The 22,421-nt window shown below is 66.2% G+C and carries 22 protein-coding genes, 1 other RNA gene, 2 pseudogenes and 1 riboswitch; of the genes and pseudogenes, 14 read left to right on the top strand and 11 right to left on the bottom strand.

Translation table 11 applies throughout. The features are described 5' to 3' along the window. Positions 1-134 precede the first annotated feature (134 nt). The 5 genes from BG90_RS03035 to BG90_RS03020 all read right to left on the bottom strand — a co-directional run bounded on the left by BG90_RS03035 (position 135) and on the right by BG90_RS03020 (position 2,532). The gene (locus BG90_RS03035; RefSeq protein ID WP_010102168.1) at positions 135-872 is read right to left on the bottom strand and encodes an SIMPL domain-containing protein; all 738 of its coding nucleotides are present in this window, start codon (positions 870-872) and stop codon (positions 135-137) included. A 197-nt stretch (positions 873-1,069) separates the two neighbouring features. Then, positions 1,070-1,531 carry an EVE domain-containing protein gene (locus BG90_RS03030; RefSeq protein ID WP_010114330.1) on the bottom strand — a complete coding sequence of 154 codons (462 nt, stop codon included), beginning with the start codon at positions 1,529-1,531 and terminating at the stop codon, positions 1,070-1,072. A gap of 75 nt (positions 1,532-1,606) precedes the next feature. Beyond that, positions 1,607-1,788: non-coding RNA, 6S RNA (ssrS, locus tag BG90_RS31690), on the bottom strand. Between the two features lie 82 nt (positions 1,789-1,870). Further along, positions 1,871-2,185, bottom strand: coding sequence for a cell division protein ZapA (locus BG90_RS03025; protein ID WP_010102171.1), 315 nt, complete (start codon positions 2,183-2,185; stop codon positions 1,871-1,873). Continuing rightward, positions 2,182-2,532, bottom strand: a complete 351-nt coding sequence (locus BG90_RS03020; RefSeq protein WP_010114331.1) for an ATPase — start codon at positions 2,530-2,532, stop codon at positions 2,182-2,184. The genes BG90_RS03025 and BG90_RS03020 overlap by 4 nt, the downstream gene beginning before the upstream one ends. A gap of 202 nt (positions 2,533-2,734) precedes the next feature. Continuing rightward, positions 2,735-2,994, top strand: a riboswitch (cobalamin riboswitch). 67 nt (positions 2,995-3,061) lie between these two features. On the opposite strand from BG90_RS03020, the gene BG90_RS03015 reads away from it, so the two are divergent. The 6 genes from BG90_RS03015 to cobC all read left to right on the top strand — a co-directional run bounded on the left by BG90_RS03015 (position 3,062) and on the right by cobC (position 9,372). Beyond that, positions 3,062-5,011 (top strand): TonB-dependent receptor domain-containing protein, encoded by a 1,950-nt coding sequence (locus BG90_RS03015; RefSeq protein WP_025989707.1) that lies wholly within the window; start codon positions 3,062-3,064, stop codon positions 5,009-5,011. A 96-nt stretch (positions 5,012-5,107) separates the two neighbouring features. Further along, positions 5,108-6,109 (top strand): FecCD family ABC transporter permease, encoded by a 1,002-nt coding sequence (locus BG90_RS03010; RefSeq protein ID WP_025989708.1) that lies wholly within the window; start codon positions 5,108-5,110, stop codon positions 6,107-6,109. Further along, on the top strand, positions 6,106-6,939 hold the full coding sequence (locus BG90_RS03005) for an ABC transporter ATP-binding protein (protein WP_010114334.1): 834 nt from the start codon (positions 6,106-6,108) through the stop codon (positions 6,937-6,939). Before BG90_RS03010 ends, BG90_RS03005 begins: the two co-directional genes overlap by 4 nt. Before the next feature lie 43 nt (positions 6,940-6,982). Next, on the top strand, positions 6,983-8,038 hold the full coding sequence (cobT, locus tag BG90_RS03000; RefSeq protein ID WP_010114335.1) for a nicotinate-nucleotide--dimethylbenzimidazole phosphoribosyltransferase: 1,056 nt from the start codon (positions 6,983-6,985) through the stop codon (positions 8,036-8,038). A 6-nt stretch (positions 8,039-8,044) separates the two neighbouring features. Further along, on the top strand, positions 8,045-8,803 hold the full coding sequence (locus tag BG90_RS02995; RefSeq protein WP_010114336.1) for an adenosylcobinamide-GDP ribazoletransferase: 759 nt from the start codon (positions 8,045-8,047) through the stop codon (positions 8,801-8,803). Beyond that, the gene (gene cobC / locus BG90_RS02990; RefSeq protein ID WP_045568047.1) at positions 8,788-9,372 is read left to right on the top strand and encodes an alpha-ribazole phosphatase; all 585 of its coding nucleotides are present in this window, start codon (positions 8,788-8,790) and stop codon (positions 9,370-9,372) included. Before BG90_RS02995 ends, cobC begins: the two co-directional genes overlap by 16 nt. Positions 9,373-9,490: 118 nt before the next feature. On the opposite strand, the gene BG90_RS36375 is transcribed toward cobC, so the two are convergent. Together BG90_RS36375 and BG90_RS37140 are read right to left on the bottom strand one after the other, a co-directional pair. Further along, entirely contained in the window at positions 9,491-10,333 is an 843-nt protein-coding gene (locus BG90_RS36375) for a hypothetical protein (protein ID WP_025989709.1), read from the bottom strand. A 52-nt stretch (positions 10,334-10,385) separates the two neighbouring features. Further along, positions 10,386-10,565, bottom strand: a pseudogene (locus BG90_RS37140) (hypothetical protein); the annotation flags it as partial. Between BG90_RS37140 and BG90_RS34590 the strand changes: the two are divergent. From BG90_RS34590 to BG90_RS02970, 6 genes are all read left to right on the top strand, one after another. Continuing rightward, positions 10,521-10,724 (top strand): hypothetical protein, encoded by a 204-nt coding sequence (locus BG90_RS34590; protein WP_124072297.1) that lies wholly within the window; start codon positions 10,521-10,523, stop codon positions 10,722-10,724. The pseudogene BG90_RS37140 and the gene BG90_RS34590 overlap by 45 nt on opposite strands. A gap of 305 nt (positions 10,725-11,029) precedes the next feature. Next, positions 11,030-11,803, top strand: coding sequence for a phytanoyl-CoA dioxygenase family protein (locus tag BG90_RS31675; protein ID WP_081469720.1), 774 nt, complete (start codon positions 11,030-11,032; stop codon positions 11,801-11,803). A gap of 47 nt (positions 11,804-11,850) precedes the next feature. After that, positions 11,851-12,222, top strand: coding sequence for an NUDIX hydrolase (locus tag BG90_RS31670; RefSeq protein WP_010114342.1), 372 nt, complete (start codon positions 11,851-11,853; stop codon positions 12,220-12,222). Then, positions 12,222-13,076 (top strand): hypothetical protein, encoded by an 855-nt coding sequence (locus tag BG90_RS02980; RefSeq protein WP_038801927.1) that lies wholly within the window; start codon positions 12,222-12,224, stop codon positions 13,074-13,076. The genes BG90_RS31670 and BG90_RS02980 overlap by 1 nt, the downstream gene beginning before the upstream one ends. 63 nt (positions 13,077-13,139) lie before the next feature. After that, positions 13,140-14,444 (top strand): UDP-N-acetylglucosamine 1-carboxyvinyltransferase, encoded by a 1,305-nt coding sequence (locus BG90_RS02975; protein WP_010114344.1) that lies wholly within the window; start codon positions 13,140-13,142, stop codon positions 14,442-14,444. Further along, positions 14,441-15,880, top strand: coding sequence for an MFS transporter (locus tag BG90_RS02970; protein WP_010114345.1), 1,440 nt, complete (start codon positions 14,441-14,443; stop codon positions 15,878-15,880). Before BG90_RS02975 ends, BG90_RS02970 begins: the two co-directional genes overlap by 4 nt. Positions 15,881-16,359: 479 nt before the next feature. Here the strand turns inward: BG90_RS02970 and BG90_RS02965 are convergent, their stop codons facing one another. The 4 genes from BG90_RS02965 to cobU are packed head-to-tail and all read right to left on the bottom strand — an operon-like array spanning position 16,360 to position 19,856. Beyond that, positions 16,360-17,301, bottom strand: a complete 942-nt coding sequence (locus tag BG90_RS02965; protein ID WP_025989711.1) for a cobalamin-binding protein — start codon at positions 17,299-17,301, stop codon at positions 16,360-16,362. Between the two features lie 5 nt (positions 17,302-17,306). After that, positions 17,307-18,368 carry a threonine-phosphate decarboxylase CobD gene (cobD, locus tag BG90_RS02960; protein ID WP_045568046.1) on the bottom strand — a complete coding sequence of 354 codons (1,062 nt, stop codon included), beginning with the start codon at positions 18,366-18,368 and terminating at the stop codon, positions 17,307-17,309. After that, a complete protein-coding gene (gene cbiB / locus BG90_RS02955) occupies positions 18,361-19,305 on the bottom strand; it encodes an adenosylcobinamide-phosphate synthase CbiB (RefSeq protein WP_010114349.1) in 945 nt (314 codons plus the stop codon). The genes cobD and cbiB overlap by 8 nt, the downstream gene beginning before the upstream one ends. Continuing rightward, positions 19,299-19,856, bottom strand: a complete 558-nt coding sequence (gene cobU / locus BG90_RS02950; protein WP_010114350.1) for a bifunctional adenosylcobinamide kinase/adenosylcobinamide-phosphate guanylyltransferase — start codon at positions 19,854-19,856, stop codon at positions 19,299-19,301. The genes cbiB and cobU overlap by 7 nt, the downstream gene beginning before the upstream one ends. Before the next feature lie 27 nt (positions 19,857-19,883). Between cobU and BG90_RS02945 the strand changes: the two are divergent. Together BG90_RS02945 and BG90_RS02940 are read left to right on the top strand one after the other, a co-directional pair. Next, positions 19,884-21,493, top strand: a pseudogene (locus tag BG90_RS02945) (cobyric acid synthase). Between the two features lie 445 nt (positions 21,494-21,938). Next, positions 21,939-22,355 carry a DoxX family protein gene (locus BG90_RS02940; RefSeq protein ID WP_010114352.1) on the top strand — a complete coding sequence of 139 codons (417 nt, stop codon included), beginning with the start codon at positions 21,939-21,941 and terminating at the stop codon, positions 22,353-22,355. Positions 22,356-22,421 lie beyond the last annotated feature (66 nt).

Raw genomic sequence — 22,421 nt, 5'->3', positions numbered from 1 at the left:
TCGCAAGCGCAAGGCATCGCGCGCCGCCTGCCGCAAGCATCGCAAGCCGCGACATGCGCAATGCGCAATAAAAAACGCCGGCGACGAGCCGGCGTTCTTTTGACCGCATACGGCGCGAAGCCGCGCCGCCGCCGTCACTTCATCTGCACCGAGCCGTTCACGTTGACGGTCACGGTCGTCTTGCCGCCTTCGACGGCGATCGGCGCGCTAACCTTCGCGCTGTCCATCGCGGGCGCGGCCATCGCGAACATCCGCGGATACGGCTGCACGTTGCGGCCGCTGCCGACGTTCACGTCGCGGATCGAATAGCTGTTGTAGCCGAACGCGCGCGTCGCTTCCTCGGCGCGTGCACGGAACGCCTTGATCGCTTCCGTCGTGAGTTTCTGCTCGGCCGCGCGCTGCGCTTCGGGCGACAGCGAGAACGCGACGTTGCCCACTTGCATCATCGGATTCAGTTGGCCTGCGAGCTTCGACGCGGCCGCGAAGTCGTGCGATTCGAGCACGACCTCGGTGCGGCCGCGCCATGCGGAGATCTTGCCGTCGCGGTCGACGCTCGGCGACACCGAGAATTCGCCCGTGCGGGCCGTGACGCCCGTGACGCCGCGCGCCTGCGCGAGCGCCGCGTCCGCGCGCTTGTTCAGCTCGGCGGTCAGGGTGCCCGGGTCTTTCGCCTGCTGTTCGTAGAACAGCGTGATGTCGACGACGTCCTGCGGGACGTCGGTGCTTGCCTGCGCGGACAGCGACAGCACGCCCGCGGGCGGCTGCATCTGGCCCATGCTTTGCGCGCGTGCGGCGGACGGCGCGAGCGCCAGTGCGATCGGCAGCGCCGCCGCGAGCGTGACGGCAACGGCTAGAGCGGATTTTCTCGTCATTGTTGACTCCTTGAGCGTAAGCCCGCACGCAACATGCGGCGTGCGGGGCGCGGACGGACGCCGCGCTTCTTTCGACACGCCCGGCGGATGCGGCACTGCATCCGTCGAGCGCCCATTAGGCCGTCGAAAGCGGGCCGAGGTTCCGGCCGGCGCGGCTTCGCGCGCCGTGTCTGACAATGTTTGACGTGGCCGCCGCGTCACTTCATCAGGCGCGTCGTGATGAAGCGCCATTCGTCCGGCGTGACGGGCGTGATCGACAGCCGGTTGCCCTTCGCGAGCACGCGCATGTCGGCGAGCGCATCGTGCTCGCGCAATGCGGCGAGCGGAACGAGCGGCGTCTTCCTGACGAAGCGCACGTCGACGAGCACCCAGCGCGGCGTTTCCTGCGTCGACTTCGGATCGTGGTATGGACTTTGTGGATCGAACTGCGTCGGATCGGGGTAGGGCGTCGAGCACACCTCCGCGAGCCCCGCGATGCCGGGCTCGGGACAGCTCGAATGGTAGAACAGCACGCCGTCGCCGATCTGCATCGTGTCGCGCATGAAGTTGCGCGCCTGATAGTTGCGCACGCCGGTCCATGGCAGGGTGTGGTCGGAGGCGGCGGCGAGGTCGTCGATGCTCGCCTCGTCCGGTTCGGATTTCATCAGCCAGTAGCGCATGGATCGGAATGACTCGACGCAATGAAAAGGCTGCACAAAAGAAAACGGCATCGGGACTCGCCCGATGCCGTCGAATAGGCCCCCGCCTTGGCCGCTAGGCCGGCATCCTGAACCTGAGGTTCAGAATTGGTCGCAGTTAGCAGCACTTCGGGTACATCAGACAGAGTGACGCGCGCGCCCGTGCTACAAATTTCCGCAACCGTGCACATGGCATTGGTTCAAGGAATATATGACCTTGGCGAACCAGGCAGGGAAGCTGACTTAACTGTTCGAATCACCTTTGGATTCAGCAGCTTGAGCACGATAGATCAAGCGTTGGCCGAACCTGGTGAAACTTGCTTACTGCACCTCGTGCTGTGCGAGCACTGCACCGAGTTGTTCATTCATTTGGCGCATTGTACGCCGGATTTCTTCCGCAGGGAACGCTTCTCCGTGACGCACGCTCTGTTGCAATCTCAGCAACTCCGACGCGAGCGACAGCGCGGCCATCACGGCGATGCGATCGGTGCCGCGCACCGAGCTGTTCGCACGGATCTTCGACATTTCCGCGTCGACGCGTGCGACCGCTTCGAGGAGCGCCGCTTCGGTTTCGGGCGAGCAGGCGAGACGATACACCTGCCCGAGAATCGACACTTCGATCTGCTTGGCGCTCATGCATGTTCTCCGTGGCCCGTCGTGCCTTCGCCTTCAGCGCTCGCCTGCGGCGCGAGCAGGTCGAGCTGGTTTTCTGCATCCGGCACGCTTTTCGTGCGCGGCAATTTTTCGAGGATCGCGTTGAGCTTCACCTGCGCGTCGTCGATCTTCGCCGACAGCGTGTCGCGTTCCGCCGCGAGCGCGTTGCGCTCGTCGCGTAGTTGCTCGAGTTCCGCGCGCAGCGTTTCCACTTCCGTGCGCAATTGCGCGACCTGCTCCTCGAGCGCGAGCCGTTCCGCTTGATGGCGTTGATTCAGCGCGATCAGGCGGCCGATGTTTTGAGATAGGGTTTCGAGTTCGTTGAGCATCTGCTGCGTCCTCTAAAGACCGGACATTTTAGCGCGGAATAACCGAGATTCCGATATCTGTAACGTTTCTAGACGTAACACCCCCGCTTCTCGCCGCGAAATCGTCTTCGTCGTTCGTTGATGCCGATCTGTTTATCGGCATGCGCGACGATTTTCGTGCGCTGCGTCGTCGCGGTTCCTTGACGCTGCCGCGCGCGCGCTCCTAAACTGGCGCCGCCTCGGTGCTCGCGCGCTTCGCGCGCGGTTAAACGGGAAGCAGGGCGCGACGTCCGCCAGGACCGAGCCAACCTGCGCTGCCCCCGCAACGGTAAGCGATCGCATCGGTTCCGATGCAAGCCGCACTCTCGATGCGTCGGCCCGGCCTCTTCGGCCGGCCGCCGACGCTGCGCCACTGCGCATCGCGCGGGAAGGCGAGGCGGTGACGTCGTCAGCCCGGATACCGGCCAAGGCGGGGAGACGGGCGCGCCCGCCTCCGTGATGCGGGGCCTGCGGGGAAGCGGGCGCCGTAGTGGCTCAACAGGATGCCTTCATGCGAACCCCCCTCGCCCGCGCAGCGCTCGCCGCTCTGTCCGGGCTGCCGTGCGTCGCGCTCGCGCAAGGCGACGCGCCCGCTTCGTCTTCTTCGTCCGCTTCTTCCGTCTTGCCTGTGTCGTCCGCGGCTTCCGTGTCTTTTGCGTATTCGGCGTCTACAGCGTCTACAGCGTCGGCTTCCGCCGCGCAGCTCGCGCCGATCGTCGTCACCGCGCAGCGCGGGCCGCAGACGCTCGCCGACGCGATTCCGCAAACGACGCTCTTCGACGCGCAGGACATCGCCGACAGCGGCGCGATCGATCTGCCCGGCCTGCTCGCGCTCGCGCCCGGCGCGCAGATCGTGCGCAACGGCGGGCCGGGCGCAAGCGCAAGCCTCTTTCTGCGCGGCGCGCAGCCGACGCAATCGCTCGTGCTGATCGACGGCGTGCGTGTCGATTCGGCGAGCCTCGGGCAGTCGCAGATCAGCCAGCTGCCGCTCGACCAGATCGAGCGCGTCGAAGTGGTGAACGGCAACGTGTCGTCGCTGTATGGGTCCGGTGCCATCGGCGGCGTCGTGCAGGTGTTCACGAAGCGCGGCGGCGATCATCCGCCGCGCTTCGATTTCTCGGCGAGCTACGGCAGCTATCACACGCAGACGCAGAGCGCGGGCGTGTCGGGCCGGCTCGACCAGGACGGCAAGACGACGTTCAGCGTGTCGCTCGCGCGCTTGAAGACCGACGGATTCTCGTCGCTCGATCCCGCGCTCAAGCCGCAGGCGAATCCGGACGCGAACGGCTATCTGAACGAGAGCGCGTCCGCGTCGCTCAGGCACGAGTTTGGCGACAAGTGGAATGCGGGGGTCACGTACTTCCAGGCGAACGGCAAGAACAGCTTCGACAATGCGTACGGCTCGCCGACCGATCTGAACGATCTGTACAGCCGGGTCCAGCAGGTGTCCGCGTTCGCGAACGGCAAGCTCGCCGACTGGTGGACGACGCGCGTGAACGTGTCGAGCGGCAAGGACCGCAGCCAGTCGGCGCTGAACGGCGCGTACACCGACCACTTCGACACCGACAACCGCCAATACACTTGGCAGAACGATTTCACGGTCGCGCGCGGCCACAGGATCCAGGCGGGCTACGAGCGGCTCGACCAGTCGTTCGAATCGAACGTGTTCGCCGCGCCCGGGCGCCACGTGAATTCCGGCTGGCTCGGCTATACCGGACGCATCGGCGACAGCCAGCTCCAGGCGAACGTGCGCCGCGACCAGTACTCCGATTTCGGCGGCGCGAACAGCTACTATCTCGGCTACGGGCTCGACGTCACCGAGCGCTGGAAGGTGTCCGCGAGCTATTCCAGCGCGTTTCGCGCGCCGAGCTTCAACGATCTGTACTATCCGAACGCAGGCAATCCGTCGATCCGGCCCGAGCGCAGCCATTCGATCGAGGCGGCCGTGCAGTATGCGTCGGATGCGGTGGGCGTCGTGCGCGTCACCGCGTTCCAGACGCGCTACGCGAACCTGATCGACTATCGTCCCGCCGCGAGCGGGCCCTACTATGTCGCGCAGAACGTCGGCCGCGCGAAAGTGCAGGGCGTCGAGGGTTCGTGGCAGGGGCATGTCGGCAAGACCGACGTGCGGGTCGCGGCGACGCTGCAGAACCCGATCGACGAAACCGCCGGCCGGGATCTGAACCGGCGCGCGCGGCGCTTCGCGTCGATCTCGGCGAATCGCTCGTTCGGCGGCTGGCGCGTCGGCGGCGAATGGTTCGTGAGCGGATCGCGCGACGATTACGGCAGCCGCCTCGGCGGATACGGGATCGTCAATCTGTCCGCGCGCTACGACATCACGAAGTCGTGGTACGTGAGCGCGCGCATCGACAACCTGTTCGACAAGGACTACGAGCTTGCATATGCGTACAACACGCCGCGCCGCGGCGCCTATGTCACGCTCGGCTGGCGGCAGCGCTGACGGCCGGTCGCGGCGTCGGCGCAGTCCGTGCCGTTCGCGGCGCTCGTGCCTTCGCGCGCGGGAGGCGGCATGAGGGCCGACGCGCGCGGCGCAGGCATGCACGCGGCGCGCGCAGCCGCGATCTGGGTTGCGCTCGCGCTCGTCGCATGCGCGGCGTTCGTCGCGTCGCTCACGCTCGGCAGCGTGCCGATGACGCCGCTCGATGCGCTCGCGGCGCTCGTCCATCGCGCGAGCGCCGATCCGCTCGCGGCCGACATCGTTCGCACGCTGCGGCTGCCGCGCGCGCTCGCCGGCTTCGGCTGCGGCGCGCTCCTCGCGCTCGCGGGCGCGCTCTTGCAGGTGCTGCTGCGCAATCCGCTCGCCGAGCCGTACGTGCTCGGCGTGTCGGGCGGCGCAGCCGCGTTCGCGCTCGTCGCGATGATCGCGGGCGGCGCGTGGTGGATCGTCGATGCGGCCTCGTTCGCCGGCGCGCTCGTGGCGATCGCGTTCGTGCTCGGGCTCGCGCGCCGCGAGCTGTGGCGCGGCGAGCCGCGCGACGCGTCGCCGCGGCTGCTGCTCACGGGCGTCGTGATCTCGGCGGGGTGGTTCGCGCTCATCACGCTGATGCTGTCGATCGCGCCCGAGGAGCGGCTGCGCGGCATCCTGTTCTGGCTGTCGGGCGACTTGAGCGGCGCGGCGTCGCCGTGGTTCGCGCTGGCGGCGCTCGTCGCCGCCGCGCTCGCCGCATTGCCGGTCGCGCCGCAATTGAACGTGCTGCTGCGCGGCGACGCGGCGGCGGCCGCGCTCGGCGTGCCGGTCGCGCGGCTGCGGCTGCGCGTCTATCTGATCGCGTCGCTCGCGGCGGCCGCGGCCGTCACGACGGCGGGCACGATCGGCTTCGTCGGCCTCGTCGTGCCGCATGCGCTGCGGCTCGCGTTCGGCAACGATCAGCGGATGCTCTTGCCCGCGACGATGCTCGCGGGCGGCGCCGGGGTGATGGCCGCGGACTTGCTCGCGCGCACGGCGATCGCGCCCGCGCAATTGCCGGTCGGCGTGATGACCGCGCTGATCGGCGTGCCGCTCTTTCTGTGGATGCTGCTGCGGAGGGCTTCGCGATGACGACGCACGGCGCGCCGACGCCGCGCTCCGCCCGCTACGGCACGCTGCGTCTCGTGCTGAAGGCGGGCGGGCGCACGCTGCTCGACGATTTCACGCACACGTTCTATCCGGGCGAGCTGTGGTGCATCGCCGGGCCGAACGGCGCGGGCAAGACGACGCTGATCACGACGCTCGCGGGGCTCGCGAAGCCCGCGGCCGGACACGTCGAAGCGGACGGCGCGCCGCTCGCCGACTGGCGGCCCGAAGCGCTCGCGCGGCGGCGCGCGCTGATGGCGCAGACGCTGCACGACGCGTTCAGCGCGAGCGTGTTCGACACCGTGCTGCTCGGCCGCTTCCCGCATCTGACCGGCTGGGGCTGGGAGCGTCCCGACGATCGCGCGGCCGCGCACGCGGCGCTCGAGCGGCTCGGACTCGAATCGTTCGCCGCGCGCGACGTGCTGTCGCTGTCGGGCGGCGAGCGGCAGCGCGTCGCGCTTGCCGCCGCGCTGTGCCAGGACGCGCCGCTGCTGCTGCTCGACGAGCCGCTCGCGCACCTGGACCTGCATCATCAGATCGACTGTCTCGCCGCGCTCGCGGATTGGCTGCGCGCGGGCGAGCGCACGGCGATCTTCTCGTGCCACGACCTGAATCTCGCGCGCCGCTTCGCGACGCACGCGCTGCTGCTCGACGGCGACGGCGCGGCGCACGCGGGCCCGGTGCGCGACGTGCTGACGCCCGAGCTCGCGAGCCGCGCGTTCGGCTATCCGCTCGTGCTGATCGAGCGCGACGGCCACGAGGCGCTCGTGCCCGCGTGGCCCGACGCGCGCGGCGGCCGCCACCGCATCACCTGATCGACGCGCATCGCGCGACCTTTTCCATTCACGAGACGAACCGATGACCTCCACCTTCTCTCTGCCGCACATCGACCCGCTCGACGATGCCGAACTGCGCGCGACGCTCGCGCACGTCATCGATCACAAGACGAAGCCGCCCGGCAGTCTCGGCCGCCTCGAAGCGCTCGCGCTGCAGCTCGGCCTGATCCAGCGCACGACCGCGCCGAGCGTCGTGCGTCCCGCGATGATCGTGTTCGCGGGCGACCACGGGATCGCCGCCGAAGGCGTGAGCCCGTATCCGCAGGCGGTGACCGTGCAGATGGCCGCGAACTTCGTCGCGGGCGGCGCGGCGATCAACGCGTTTTCCGGCGTCGCGGGCCTGACGCTCGAGATCGTCGATGCGGGCGTCGCGTCGCCGTTGCCCGAGTCGCCGCTGCTCGTCGGCGCGGCGATCGCGCGCGGCACGCGCAACTTCGCGCACGAGCGCGCGATGTCGCGCGACGAAGCGCTCGCCGCGCTCGCCGCGGGCGCCGCGCGCGTGCGGCATCACGCGGCGCTCGGCACCAACGTGATCGGCTTCGGCGAGATGGGGATCGCGAACACGTCGGCGGCCGCGTGCGTGATGAGCCGCCTGCTGAACGCGCCGCTCGACGCATGCGTCGGGCGCGGCACGGGCCTCGACGACGCGGGCCTCGCGCACAAGCGCGCGGTGCTCGAACGCGCGCTCGCGCGCCACGCCGATGCGATCGAGCCGCTCGACGTGCTCGCGACGTTCGGCGGCTTCGAGATCGCGATGATGGCGGGCGCGTTCATCGAAGCGGCGCGCGCACGGATGACGATTCTCGTCGACGGCTTCATCGCGACGTCGGCGCTCGTCGTCGCCGATGCGCTCGCGCCCGCGGTGCGCGAATACTGCGTGTTCTCGCACGTGTCGAACGAAGCGGGGCATCGGCGCATGCTCGAGCATTTCGGCGGCGAGCCGCTCCTCGCGCTCGACCTGCGGCTCGGCGAAGGCACGGGCGCCGCGCTCGCGCTGCCGCTCGTGCGTGCGGCGGCCGCGTTCGTCAACGAAATGGCGAGCTTCGAGTCGGCGGGCGTCGCGAACCGGGATGCGTGACGCGCGATGAATCCGCTCGCCGAACTGCGCTACTTCGTCGTCGCGCTCGGGTACTTCACGCGCGTGCCGGTGCCGCGCGCGATCAGCGGCGCGGCCGTCGATCTCGCGCACGCGGCGCGCTATTTTCCGCTCGTCGGCGTGTGCGTCGGCGCGCTCGCGGCGGCGGTGCATCTCGCCGCGTCGCGCGTGTGGCCGACGGGCGTCGCGGCGCTGCTGTCGATCGCGGCGACGCTCGTCGCGACGGGCGCGCTGCACGAGGACGGCCTCGCCGACAGCTGCGACGCATTCGGCGGCGGCTACGCGCGCGACGACGTGCTGCGGATCATGCGCGATTCGCGGATCGGCACGTTCGGCGCGGCGGCGCTCGTCGTCGCGCTTGCGCTGAAGTGGCAGACGCTCGCCGCGATGCCGCCGATGCGCGCCGCCTGGACGATGATCGCCGCACATGCGGCGAGCCGCGCGCTTGCCGCGAGCCTGCTCGTCACGCTCGACTACGCGCGCGCCGAAGGCAAGGCGCAGCCGGTCGCCCATCGAATGAGCGCGGGCGCGTTGATGTTCGCGGCCGCGTTCGGCCTGCCGTGGCTGTTCTGGCCGGACTGGCGCGCGGGCGCGCTCGCGCTCGCGGTGACGCTTGCGCTGCGCGTGGGCATCGCGCGCTATCTCGACAGGCGCATCGGCGGCTACACCGGCGATTGTCTCGGCTTCGCGCAGCAGGTATTCGAACTCGCGATCTATCTGGCGATGCTCGGATGGATCTCGTCCTGATTCGCCATCCGGCCGTCGCCGTCGAAGCGGGCGTCTGCTACGGCAGCAGCGACGTGCCGCTCGCGGCCGACGCGGCGGCGGGCGCGGCCGGCATTGCGCGGCGGCTGCGCGCGCTCGGCGCCGTGCGCGCGTCGCGCGTATGGTCGAGCCCGCTCGCGCGCTGCGCCGAGCTCGCGCGCGTGCTGGCCGACGACGCGCGCGCGCCGGTCGAGATCGATCCGCGCTTGAGCGAGATCGATTTCGGCGCGTGGGAGATGAAACGCTGGGATGAGATCGGCCGCGACGCGCTCGATCGATGGAGCGCCGATCTGATGCATGCGCGCGAGCACGGCGGGGAGAGCGCCGCGCAGTTCGTCGCGCGCGTGCGGCCCGCGCTTGCGGCGTTCGCTGCCTCGGAGCGCGCGAGCTGGGTCGTCACGCATGCGGGCGTGATGCGCGCGCTGGCGGCGCAGGCGCTCGACGCATCGCTCGAAACGATGCTCGCGCGGCCGGTCGCGATGGGCGGCGTCGTGTGGTTGCGGCGCGATGAGGGCATCGGCGCATGGCGGCTCGTGCATTGGGACGAATGACGCGCAGGCGGCCGCACGTTCTGTCGTTTCACGATTGAGGCTGGTCGACGAGGGCGAGTGTCGCGCGTTGCGTCGACGGCGGCGGCGGTCTTGACTCGGCTGGGCGATCGCGGCGTGGCTAAGCCTTGTCTTCGTTCCAGTAGTGCAGCGAAGGCGGCATGCGCTTGCTGAATTGCTGGCAGACGTCGTTGCTCATGAGAAATGCCGCCCATGAAATCGCAAACATGGCAAAGAACATCCAATACAGCGCGCTGTGCGCGACCAGCGGGGCCTGCCCTTGAATGGGCGTGAACTGCCCGCCGATGCCCACGATGCACGATACGCCGCTTATCCAACGCGCCAGACGGGCGCGCGATCTTTGCCGGCCAATCTTGTCGTCGTCGACGAGGTCGACCGCCCATATCGGGCCCGCATATTCCGCGCCGGCCGTGCCGAGAATGGGACCTAGAATGCGAGGAATCGGGTTGTGGCCTTCTTCGAATTTCAAGCTGACGACAAAGCCGTGGCCGGGATCGATTCTGTCGAACGTGATGATTTTTTTGCTTTTGTCCCGGTTGAAAAATCGGTCGTTCGTCAGTTTGACACCGATCGCATTGAGGCTCTCGGCGATCTCGATATCGGTGATCGGCGCGGACGGGATCAACTGAACGATGAGCGGCTTCTTTCTGGACAGATCCTCTGCGAGAATCGGTTGCTGGCCGCTATTCCAGAAGAATATTTTTGCTTGGTTGGCTTCGATGCCTTCCGCCGATTTTTTTGACGCTTTTTTCCATCGAGATCGAAGCCATGCGTGCGCGGTCGATTTTTGCGGTTTGATGTTCGGCTTCCACACGCTGTACTGGGCGCGCTTTGGCGCGCCGTTGGTTCTCCATTTGGTCAAGTAGTTCCTGGACTCTATGAGAATGAAGGAGAACACGGCCGACGCGATATTTAGAATCAACTTGCTTTCGAATTCGGTCATTTGCGAACGGTATGAAGATCGGGAAGCTTGGGATTATGCTTGCCGACCTTGGTCAGAGGGAGCGGAGCGGCGCAGCGTGGACGTGAGGAGACGCTATTCGCATTTTCATGAACGGCCCAAACGCGCGGACAAGGGATGCGTACACCACGTAGCTGTCCGTGAGCTTGTCGTAACGAGTGGAGACTCGATGAAAGTGCTCGATACGGCTGTGGAAGCGCTCGATCACGCTGCGGGCTCAACGCATCGCCTCGAGAAACCGGAGATCGCTGGCGGCCTGCCGCCCTTGATCGCCTTCCTTGTCAGGCAAGGTTGCTTCGACCTTCTTCCATACATCGTCTCTCGGCAGCGTTCGAATCGTTCTGTCCCGCATACGCAAAAAAACAGGATGTGAACGCAAATTTTAAATGTGAATGGAGCCCCCCGCAAACGAAACTCGCCTCCTCATGCGTCCCCAGTTATGAAGCATGAAATCGCCTTTGATTATTGTGATATTCGAAATGGATTATTTCGTTTGAGATGCGGGTGAAAATCATCTACTGTTCTGAGGGCGGCTTGTCGTTCAACCGCAAAGCTTGGGTGATGGATGGTTTGTGTGAGATTGCGGCGAGGAATGTCGCGCATGAGTTGTATCCTTGAGTGGTGTTGAAATAAGAATAACTTCTGAGAGGAAATGAAAATATTTTAACGAGGGCCGCCATGGATGATATTCAAAAATCCATCTATGAATTTGATGTTAATGGTTACGTTGTCGTCAAAAATGCGCTGGACTCGAGATTGATTACCGAGATCAATGACTTCTGGCAAGAAAATCTTTTAGGCCATTATTTGCATGATGTGAATTTAAATTGGTCTCGGAATTGGCGGGCAATGGTAGATATTGAGCCGGTTTACCTCATTCTCGATCGCTTGTTCTCTTCAAGATTTCGCTTGGATCATATTTTTTGCGCGGATGAGAATTTTGTTAGCGCTGGTGGAAGAATGCATCATCAATCGGATATGTTTGAGGAGGGGGTGTTTTATTTTGTGAAAAACAACAAGATATTCAATGGATTGACGGGTGTTCTGTATGCGCTATCCGATATGGACTCTAATGTCAGTCACTTCTGCTGCATTCCCGCATCGCATCGGGCAAATTTCGTGGTTCCCGATGAGTATCGCAATCCAAACTTCAATCCGTTGATTAAGCATATATTTCTTGAGAAGGGCGATGCGCTGGTATTCTCGGAGGCGCTGGTTCACGGAACATTTCATGTTGAAAGTGGAGAGTCGCGTCGAGCTATATTTGCTCGCTACACTAACTCGTATTCCTATTACAGAAGGCCTGCGGAGCACGTCGATTTAGCATCGTTGCCGCCAACTCCGAATCATTCGAGAGCGTCGGTGCAATGTATCGATCGGGACAAGTTGACGGAGCGGCAAAGACGCCTGGTAACGGAGCCAGCATACGCGCGAGGCAAGTTGCCTTTATGAGCGCGTTGAGTAGGGGCGTGCGGCTTTGAAAGATAGGGTTTTTATATATGATTCCAATCAGTGTCAAAGCAATCATTTTCAGGGGGCAGTCGGTCCTGTTCTTGCGAAACCCTCGTGGAGAGTGGGAGCTTCCCGGCGGACGTCCGGAAATCGGCGAGTCGCTCGAAGATGCATTGATGCGTGAGGTTCGTGAGGAATGCGCGTTTTCCGTATCGAATTCACATTATATCGGCAGCGGATCGTTCGAAGTGATTCCGGGAAAATTTGTATTAGTCGTATGTTTTGGATGCGAATTCGGTGATCGTGATGTCTTGCTTAGCGATGAGCATGACGGAGCCGCATGGATCGACCTCCAGAAACCCCGTCCGACGAATCTCCCGTTGTTCTACTGGACCCTTTGCCTGACCGGCCTGTCTTGATGGCAAGCGGAGACACCCTGCGCGACATGTTCCGGATCCTTTCGCAGCAGTCAGACCCGGCGTCATGCCTGCCATCGGAAGATGTCGTCGGCTATGTGCAGTGCGGATCGAGCTTCAAGGCATGGGCGATCGATGGCGGATCGCATCTGACGGAATGTCCGTTCACTACGTTCGATGACTTCTCGGATGCGCATTGGTTCGCGGCCGCGCTTTCCGATTTTCTAGCGAATGACTTGCGTCGACGCGATTTCGATACTGGCCGGCTGCGTTTGGCGCTCAATGATCTTCGGCGCCAGTACGTATCGCTGGCACCGAGTACGCCGCTGTGGGCCTATCCGGTTGCGGCGTGCACAATTGCCGAGGTGCGTCACATGCGAGATCACGTTGCGGTGGACGTCTATCACTACGCGGATTGTTTTGCGATGTTCGCGCAGCATGAGCGGAGGGGGCTGATTCCTGGTGATCGTTCATGGTCGTCGATCGAACCGCGGGCCATGTGGCAGCCGTGCTCGGGTTTTTCCGGCGAAAAGTTGCATGCGTTGCGTCAGAGACGGATCAGGCAACAGCACAATCAGGGCACGACGGCGCTGACGCTTAATCCCGACAGCGCGGCGAATGCCACGCACCTGCGTCAATCCATCGTTACGCCCTGCCACATGCTGATCGGCACCGACGGCATATCGCGTGCGTGGGAGCATTACGGTCTGATGGGGCACGGCGATGTGATGAAGTTTCTCGCCGCCGAGGGGCTGGGCGCGCTGTTCGCCCGGTTGAGAGGATATGAGCGGCAACATGTGCCGGATGGCATGAAACCACACGACGATGCGGCCGCGTTGCATGTGCTTTGCCTCTGATGGAGACAATCCGGTTTAGGCTCGCATGCCTTAATGCAATTATTCGAATGGAAAGGTGTTGTGATGGCGGATCTATTGGTTCACGGTGGGGTGCCGCTTCGCGGGGTCGTCCGCCCCTCGGCGAACAAGAATGCGGTCCTCCCAATTCTCTGTGCGACCCTTCTGACCGAACAACCGGTGCTGTTGCGGCACGTCCCCGATATCACCGATGTCCAAAAGATGATTCGGATATTCGACCAGCTCGGCAGCGAGGTGGAATTTGACTCGACATCCGGCACATTGCGGTTGCATCATCGCGATATCGCATTCGACCCGGCCAGCCATACGCTGCCGGAGGATATGCGATCGTCCGTGATGCTGATTCCGCCGCTGATCGCGCGTTTCGGCATGGCGCGGCTGAGTGGTGACACGAAGGGATGCACGCTTGGCGCACGAGAGATCGATCCACATATCGATGTATTCAAGTTGTTTGACTTCCAGATCACGCGCGACGTAGATTCTTCAATCGAGGTTCGCGGGGGAGCGAAGTGTGACGCGGTGGTGCATTGGCTTGATTACGCGTCAGTGACGACGACAGAGAACTTCATTCTTCGTGCAGCTCTTGCGTCCGGCGTATCCTGCTTGATCAACGCAGCTACCGAACCCCATGTTCAGGAATTCTGTCAGTTCATGGGGACGATGGGCATTCGCGTCGGCGGTATCGGCACCTCGACCTTGACGATCGGCGGCGAACTGTTGGGCGAGCCGGTGCGCTTCGAATTCACGGAAGATCATCACGAGGTCGCAACGTTTTTGGCGTTGAGCGCGATTACCGATGGTCAAATCAGGATCAGAAATACTGCGCCACAGCATTTTCCGCTGATAGACAGGACGTTCGATCGCTTGAGCGTGGCCATTAGCCATAACGATGGTTGGAGCGTCGCCGAGCGGCGGGGGCCGCTCGTGGTGAAGCAGCCGTTTACCCCGAACATCTTACCCAAGATCGAGGCTGCTCCGTGGCCTTACTTCCCGGTCGATCTTCTACCAATCTTCGCTGCGCTATGCACGCGAGCCGAGGGCAAAATCCTGCTGTGGAATAAGGTCTACGAAGGCGCGCTAAATTGGGTGACGGAACTTTCCCGTTTCGGCGCACACTCCTTTCAGGCGGACCCTCATCGAGTGTTGATCTTCGGCGGACAGGCGTTAAACCCGTCCACTGTGGAAAGTCCGTACATCATCCGCGTGGCGATTGCACTACTGATGGTCGCGATTAGCATCGATGGGCCGTCGCGGATCCGGAACGCGCAGCCGATCAAGCGTGCGCATCCGAATTTCATCACGAACTTGCGAGCGCTAGGCGCGAACATTGAATGGTCGGAAGACACGTGACCGTTCGCGTGCCGGATCAGTTGGCCGCGATGTTCGGAATCTCGCTTGCCATCATGTTGATTGCCGTGGATCAGACCGTGGTTGTGACGGCGTTGCCGGCGATCAGTCGGGAACTCGGCGGACTGCGATGGTATTCATGGATCGGAACTGCGTATCTGCTGGCTTCCGTAATCGCGTTGTTGGGTTTCGGCCGTGTGGGCGATCAAGTTGGGCGGCATCTGATCGTGGTGGTGGCGATTGGATGGTTCACGTTAAGTTCCGCGCTGTGCGGCGTGGCGAATAGCATTGGCATGCTGGCGATCATGCGTTTCTTGCAAGGCGTTGGTGAAGGCATGCTGCTGAGCAGCGCGTTTGCAGTGATCGCCGATCTGTTTCCCGATGCAAGAGAGCGCTTGAAATGGCAGATCCTCGTGAATGCGATATATGCGACGGCCACTGCGGTCGGCCCGTTTCTTGGCGGGTTTCTGACGCAATCGTATGGATGGCGGGCTGTGTTCTTCATCAATCTTCCGTTTGGTCTGGTCGCGTTGTGGCTGACTCATCGCCATCTGCCGAGGCGGTCCAAGTCATTTCCTAGGATGCTGGAGCGTTTCGACTGGCCTGGCATCGTGCTGGCCGGTATTGTGTGTGCCGGGCTGCTTCTGGCAATCGATCGAATCGCGACGCACGGCAGCGATGTCTGGGCCGCCGCCATATTGGCGACGTGTGTGGCATTGGCCTGGATCCTCTTGCGATGGGAACTGGCGTCAACGTATCCTGTTCTGCCGGTCGCGGTATTCCAGGCCAACGGCCTGGCGGTGCTGTTGATGTTGTCCTGGTTGGGCGGCTTCGCGTTGTTTTCGCTGCTCTTTTATCTGCCATTACTGTTGCAGAGCGGACTGGGACTCTCGCCCCAAGCCGCAGGCGCAGTGCTTACGCCGTTCGCTATCTTCATGCCGCTCGGCAGCATCCTCAACGGCAGGATCATCGCCCGCATGCGAGACCCGAAAACGGTACTCAAAATCGGCTTCTTTATCCTAGCGGTGGCGAACTTGGCTGTCGTGGCAGGTTTCCCGGCGATGTCGACCGGAATGATGACCACCATGATCGCGTTGCTTGGTATCGCCTTTGGTTTTACGTTGCCGGGCTTGACCATCATTGGTCAGCAACTGGCCGGCCCGACGCTGGTTGGCGTTGCGACCGCCTCGCTCCAAGCGCTGCGAACGGTTGGTGGATTGATCGGTGTCGCCGTGACCGGCGGGTTGATCTCGTTGCATCATCCGGCCGTCACGTCGAGCGGGGTGTCGACGCTGAATGGAATTGGAGCGGCCGCGCAGGGCAGCTTGCCGCATGCGATTCGCTTTGGACTCGCTGCGGTGTGCATGGCTTCAGTGGCCGGGCTCCTGATTAGCTCGCGGGTCCCCACGGTATCGTTCGACACGGCCAGTCATGGCTGACGATCATCAGGTGCGGCGGCACGCCCGTTGCCGAGCGTGTTCTCATGATTTTGGCGCGTTGGTCGGCCCGCTCGCCACGCGCTCGTGCGAGACGGCAAGCGCATCTCGGCAAGCAGTGCAGCGATGCTGGCGTTTGGGCTGTTCGTGAAAACGTGAGCAGAGCTAATACGGTGTGCGAAATCGGCAATGGAGGTGCTTGCTTCACGGATGAATCGCGCACAAGATGCGCGGTTTTTTCGGCGATACCAGACGGGATTATTTGCGATCGTCGATTCAATGCGGATCGCGGCGGTGGACGCGTACCGCAACGCTCCCAGCGCGCATTCGAACCGAAGTGCGGTCGCCGCAAACTAACGGCGGCATCGGGCGGCGGCGTATTGCCGCCAGCCGTTGACGTGCAGCGGCGGCGGCTGTTGTTATTGGGCGGCGTGCCCGTACTCTTTTGGCGATCGGGCGGCGCTGTGCGCGCCGCGCTGCGTTTACGGCTTCGGCCGCCGCGCACGTGCGGCATCCAGATCCCGGCACAGCTGCTCGGCGCCTTGCGCGATGCGCGGCGCGGGCCGCGTCAGCAGATCGCCGTCGATCGCGAACAGATTGCTGCGCGCGACCGCTGTCAGCTTCGGCCATGCGCGCCAGCGCGCGAAGTCGGGCAGCGCGTCGCGCGTCGGCGTCGCGCCGGCCGCCGTCGTCACGATCGCTTCAGGATTCGCCGCGAGCACCGCCTCGTCGGTGACGGACGGCGCAATCGGCTGCAGTCGAGCGAACACGTTGCGCCCGCCGCACAGCGCGATCACGTCGCTCACGATGTGATCGCCGTTCAGCGTGATGAGCGGTTTGTCCCATGCCTGAAAGAACACCGTGACGGGCGGCTTGCCCGCGTAGCGCGCGCGCAGTTGCGCGATCTGCCGGCGGTACGCGTCGGCCGCGGCCGACGCGGTCTCGCGTGTGCCGAGCAGCGTGCCGAGCTTGTCGAGCGACGCGGCGACGTCGTCGAGATGCCGCGGCTCGCTGAAGAAGAGCGGGATGCCGAGCGCGCGCAGCCGCTCGGTCTCGCGCTCGGCGTTGCCGTGGCGCCAGACGACGATCAGGTCGGGCTTGAGCGCCGCGATCCGTTCGAGGTCGAGCGCCTTGTTCGAGCCGACGCGCGGAATCGCTTTCGCGGCGGGCGGGTAGTCGCTGTACGACACCGCGCCGACGAGCGCCGCACCGCCGCCCGCCGCATAGATCAGCTCGGTCACGTGCGGCGCGAGGCTCACGACGCGCCGCGCGGGCGCGGCGAGCGTGATCGTGCGACCGGCGTCGTCGGTGACGGAGACCGCCGCATGCGCGATGGTGAGCATACGCGCGCATGCGCTTGCGGTGACGAAGGCGGCGAGTGCGATGAGTGCGATGAGTGCGGTGCGGCGGAGAGCGGGGCGCATCGGCGTCAATCTTGGGTTGTCGATTCGGACGGATGCGCGGCGGCGGCCGATAGCGTCGGCATGCATTCGGCGAGCGCGCGTTCGAGCCGCCGCCATTCGTCTTCATCGGCGGGCAATCCGATGCGCAGGCTCGGCGCGTGCGCGAAGTAGCGCGTCCAGATGCCGCGCGCGGCGAGCGCGTCGTGCAGCGCGTGCGCGCGCGGATCGGCGCTCCAGATGAAGAGCGGCGTCGCGTGCGTGACGAAGCCGTTCGCGCGCAGCAGCGCGGCGAGGCGCGTGCTGTCGCGCGCGAGCCGCTCGCGCGTCGCGCGCTGCCACGTTGCGTCGGCGAACGCGGCGAGCACCGCGTGACGCGCCGGGCCGCCGACCGTCCACGCGCCGAGCGCGTCGCGCAGCCGCGCGAGCAGCGCGGGCGCGGCGAGTGCGAAGCCCGCGCGCACGCCCGCGAGCCCGAAGAACTTGCCGACCGAGCGCAGCACGACGAGGCCGTCGCGATGGGTGTGCGCCGTAAGCGATGCATTCGCGTGCGCGTCCGGGTCGGCATCGGCGAACGCCTCGTCGACGACGAGCGCGCCGCCGCGCGCGACGAGTTGCGCGTGCCATCGCAGCAGCCGCGCACGATCGACGCGCTCCGCGGTCGGATTGTTCGGATTCGCAACGATCGCGTACGTGAGCGCCGCAGGCAGCGCGTCGCTGCCGCAGTCGAGCGGCGCGCTGGCATGGCCGTGGCGCGCGAACGCGGGCGCGTACTCGCTGTACGCGAGCGGCGCGACGCCGACCGTGCCGCGCTCGAACAGCGCGGGCAGCGCGCGGATCGCCGCCTGGCTGCCCGCGACGGGCAGCACGTGCGCCGCGCTCGGCGCGCCGTAGTAGCGCGCCGCGTGCTCGGCGAGCACGCCGTCGTCCTCGGGCAGCCGGCGCCACGCGTCGGCGGGCACGGGCGGCACCGGATAGCCCTGCGGATTGATGCCCGTCGACAGGTCGAGCCATGCGTCGCGCGGGATGCCATAGCGGAGCGCGGCTTCGTGCAGATTGCCGCCGTGCGTGATCATCGGGGCGTCAGCCATGATGCGTGGCGATCGTGACGGCCGCGCCGGCGATCAGGAGCGCGAGCCAGAGAATCATCGTGCGCGCGACGAGCGACAGCGCCGCCGCGACGTGCATGGGCGCCGCGGGCTCGCCCGCGCCGAGCACCGGGCGCGCCTCGATCGCGCCGTGATAGACGGCGGGGCCGCCGATCACGACGTTCAGGCTGCCCGCGCCCGCCGCCATCACGGGGCCGGCGTTCGGGCTGTCCCAGTGGCGCGCCTGCGCGCGCCAGCAGCGCCACGCGTTCGCGGTGTCGCCGAGGAGCGCATAGCTTGCCGCGGTGAGGCGCGCGGGCGCCCAGTTGAGCGCGTCGTCGATGCGCGCCGCCGCCCAGCCGAAGCGCGCGAAGCGCGGCGTCCGGTAGCCCCACATCGCGTCGAGCGTGTTCGCGAGCCTGAACAGCAGCGCGCCCGGGCCGCCCGCGACCGCGAACCAGAACAGCGCGCCGAAAATCGCGTCGTTGCCGTTCTCGAGCGCCGATTCAACCGCCGCGCGCGACAGCGCGGCTTCGTCGGCGGCGCTCGTGTCGCGCGACACGATGCGCGACGTCAACGTGCGCGCGGCCGCGAGATCGCGCCGCAGCAGTGCGGCGGCGATCGGCGCGATGTGTTCGGCGAGGCTTCTCGCGCCGAGTGCGAACCACAGCAGCGCGACGTGCAGCGCGGCGGCGAGCGGCCACGGCAGCGTCGCGACGAGCCACGCGGCGAGCGCGACGGGCGGCGCGACGACGGCGAGCCATGCGGCGAGGCCGGCGAGCCGGCCGCGTCGGCCGGTGTTGAGGCGGCGTTCGACGTGCGCGGCGAGCCGGCCGAAGCCGACGAGCGGATGCGCGGCGCGCGGTTCGCCGATGAGCTTGTCGACGACGCAGCCGGCGACCGCGAGGAAGGCGACGGCGGGCAGGGACAGCATCAGCATCGCGGATCGCCTTCGTGCTTCACCGTGACGGGCAGACCGGCCACGCACAGCGTGACGCGCGTCGCGAGCGCCGCGATGCGCTGGTTGACGCGGCCGAGCGTATCGACGAAGCGGCGTGTTTCCGCGCCGAGCGGCACGACGCCGAAGCCGATCTCGTTGCTGACGACGATCACCTGCGCGCGCGTCGCGCGCAGCGCCGCTTCGAGCTCGGCGACGCGCGCGTCGCCGAGCGCGTCGTCGACGCCTTGGCCGTCGGCGGGGCAGAGCAGGTTCGTGAGCCAGAGCGTCAGGCAGTCGACGAGCACGCATGCGTTCGGATCGTCGAGCTGCGCGATCGCGCGCGCGAGCTCGACGGGCGCTTCGACGAGCGCCCAGTCGGCGGGCCGGCGCGCGCGATGATGCGCGACGCGTTCGGCGAATTCGTCGTCGGCGACGCGGGCGGTGGCGATGTAGGTGACGGGCCGGCCGCCGGCGGCGGCGAGCCGTTCGGCGTGCGCGCTCTTGCCCGAGCGCGCGCCGCCGAGAACGAAGGTGAGGTCGCGCGGAGTCATCGCGTGATTGTAACGGGCCGCGCGATAATGCGGCCTTCGCCATTTGTCGCGCGCCGCGCGTCGCGCATTTCGAATCCACGATGACTGCCAACGCCAACGCCAACGCCAACGCCAACGCCAACGCCAACGCCAACGCCAACGCCAACGCCAACGCCGCGCGCCCGCGCGGCACGCTGATGATCCAGGGCACGACGTCCGACGCCGGCAAGAGCACCCTCGTCGCGGGCCTGTGCCGGCTCGCGCGCCGCGCGGGCGTGCGCGTCGCGCCGTTCAAGCCGCAGAACATGGCGCTCAACAGCGCGGTGACGGCGGACGGCGGCGAGATCGGCCGCGCGCAGGCGCTGCAGGCGCTCGCGGCCGGCATCGACGCGCACACCGATCTGAACCCCGTGCTGCTGAAGCCGACGGGCGATCGCGGCGCGCAGGTGATCATCCACGGCAAGGCGCGCGCGAACCTGAACGCGCGCGCATACCACGACTACAAGCCGACCGCGATGCAGGCGGTGCTCGAATCGTACGGCCGGCTGCGCGACGCTTACGACGCGGTGATCGTCGAGGGCGCGGGCAGTCCCGCCGAGATCAACCTGCGCGAAGGCGACATCGCGAACATGGGGTTCGCGGAAGTGGTCGACTGTCCGGTCGTGCTCGTCGCGGACATCGACCGCGGCGGCGTGTTCGCGCATCTCGTCGGCACGCTCGCGTGCCTGTCGGACAGCGAGCGCGCGCGCATCCGCGGCTTCGTGATCAACCGCTTTCGCGGCGATCCCGCGCTGCTCGAGCCGGGGCTGCGCTGGCTCGAGCAGCAGACGGGCAAGCCCGTGCTCGGCGTGCTGCCGTATCTGCACGGGCTCACGCTCGACGCGGAGGACATGCTTTCCGCGAGCGCGCGCACGTCCGCTTCGCGGCGCGACGCGGGCGTGCTGCGGGTCGTCGTGCCCGCGCTGCCGCGGATCAGCAACCACACCGATTTCGACGCGCTGCGCGTCCATCCGCGCGTCGATTTCACGTACTGGAAGAGCGGGCCCGTGCCCGACGCCGATCTGCTGATCCTGCCCGGCTCGAAGAACGTGCTCGCCGATCTCGCGTGGCTGCGCGACGCGGGCTGGGACGCGCTGATCAAGCGCCATCTGCGCTACGGCGGCAAAGTGATCGGCGTCTGCGGCGGCATGCAGATGCTCGGCCGCGCGCTCGACGATCCGCACGGTGTCGAAGGCGCGGCGGGCGCAACGAGCGCGGGCCTCGCTCTGTTCGACTACGTGACGACGCTGATGCCGGAGAAGACGCTCGTCAACGTGGCGGGGCGGCTCGCGTTCGCGGACGGCGCGCGCGTGTCGGGCTACGAAATCCACATGGGGCAGACGCGCGGGCCGGCACTCGCGTCGCCCGCGCTGCGGCTCGCGGGGCCGGGCGGCGAGCGGCCGGACGGCGCGGTGTCGGCGGATGGGCAGATGCTCGCAACCTATCTGCACGGCCTCTTCGACACGCCTGACGCGTGCGCGGCGCTCCTCGAATGGGCGGGGCTCGGCGGCGCGGAGCCGGTCGACTATCCGGCGCTGCGCGAGGCGTCGCTCGAGCGGCTCGCCGATACGCTCGCCGAGCATCTCGATCTCGATCGCGTGTTTGCGGCGTTCGCCTGACGGCGTCGTCGTCGCGCGAAGTTCGGGGCCAGCCAGCGCACGTCGAGCGCGTGCGCGGGGGCGGTGGGCGGCGGCGGTTCGGTTTCGGTGGTTCGGTTGCGCGCTGGGCCGGCGCCGGCTGGCCGGCCTGCGCCGAGCGGCGCGAAAGAACGCGGCCGGCTCGGCGCCGCGCATGTTTGCGTCGTTTCGGGGCTTCCAACGCATTCCCTTGCATTTGTCGGCTGTCGGCGGGGCTGCGCGTGCGCTCTGTGCTTGTTGGTGTTCTGCGGGCGATGGACAACGGGCAACGGGAGGCGCGACAGCTCGGTCGTCCCCACGAACCGCCCTTTTTTACCGCCAATTAATTCCTTTTGGGAAATAATTTAAGTTCGGATGACTGTTTTTCCGCGAAAACGGTTCGAATAAAGTTCGTTCCATCCAAACTTCGACAAAAAGGGAACCCAACATGGATTCGAACCGTTTGAACGACATCGGCGCCGCGTTGCTGCGCGTCGCGCTCGGCGTGCTGTACCTCGCGCACGTCGCGCAGAAGGTCTTCGTGTTCACGCTGCCCGGCACCGCGCAGTTCTTCGCGTCGATCGGCCTGCCGGGCTGGCTCGCGTACGTGACGACGGTCGTCGAGCTCGTCGGCGGCCTCGCCCTCCTGACGGGCGTGCGGGTGCGGCTCGCGTCGCTCGTGCTGCTGCCGTTCATGCTCGGCGCGATGATGACGCATTTCCCGAACGGCTGGAGCTTCGCCGCGCCGCACGGCGGCTGGGAATATCCGGCGTTCTGGGCGGTCACGCTCGTCGTCCAGGCGCTGCTCGGCGCCGGCGCGTTCGCGCTGGGCGGCGCGCGCGGCCTCGTCGGCAAGGCCGCATAAGCGGCGTCACAGCCGCCGCGACGGCCCGGCCGCGGCGTTCGACCGCGGCCGGGCCGTCGTCCGTTC

The organism is Burkholderia oklahomensis C6786, assembly GCF_000959365.1.
Lineage (GTDB): Bacteria > Pseudomonadota > Gammaproteobacteria > Burkholderiales > Burkholderiaceae > Burkholderia > Burkholderia oklahomensis.
This window is presented reverse-complemented; position numbering and strand designations above follow the sequence as displayed.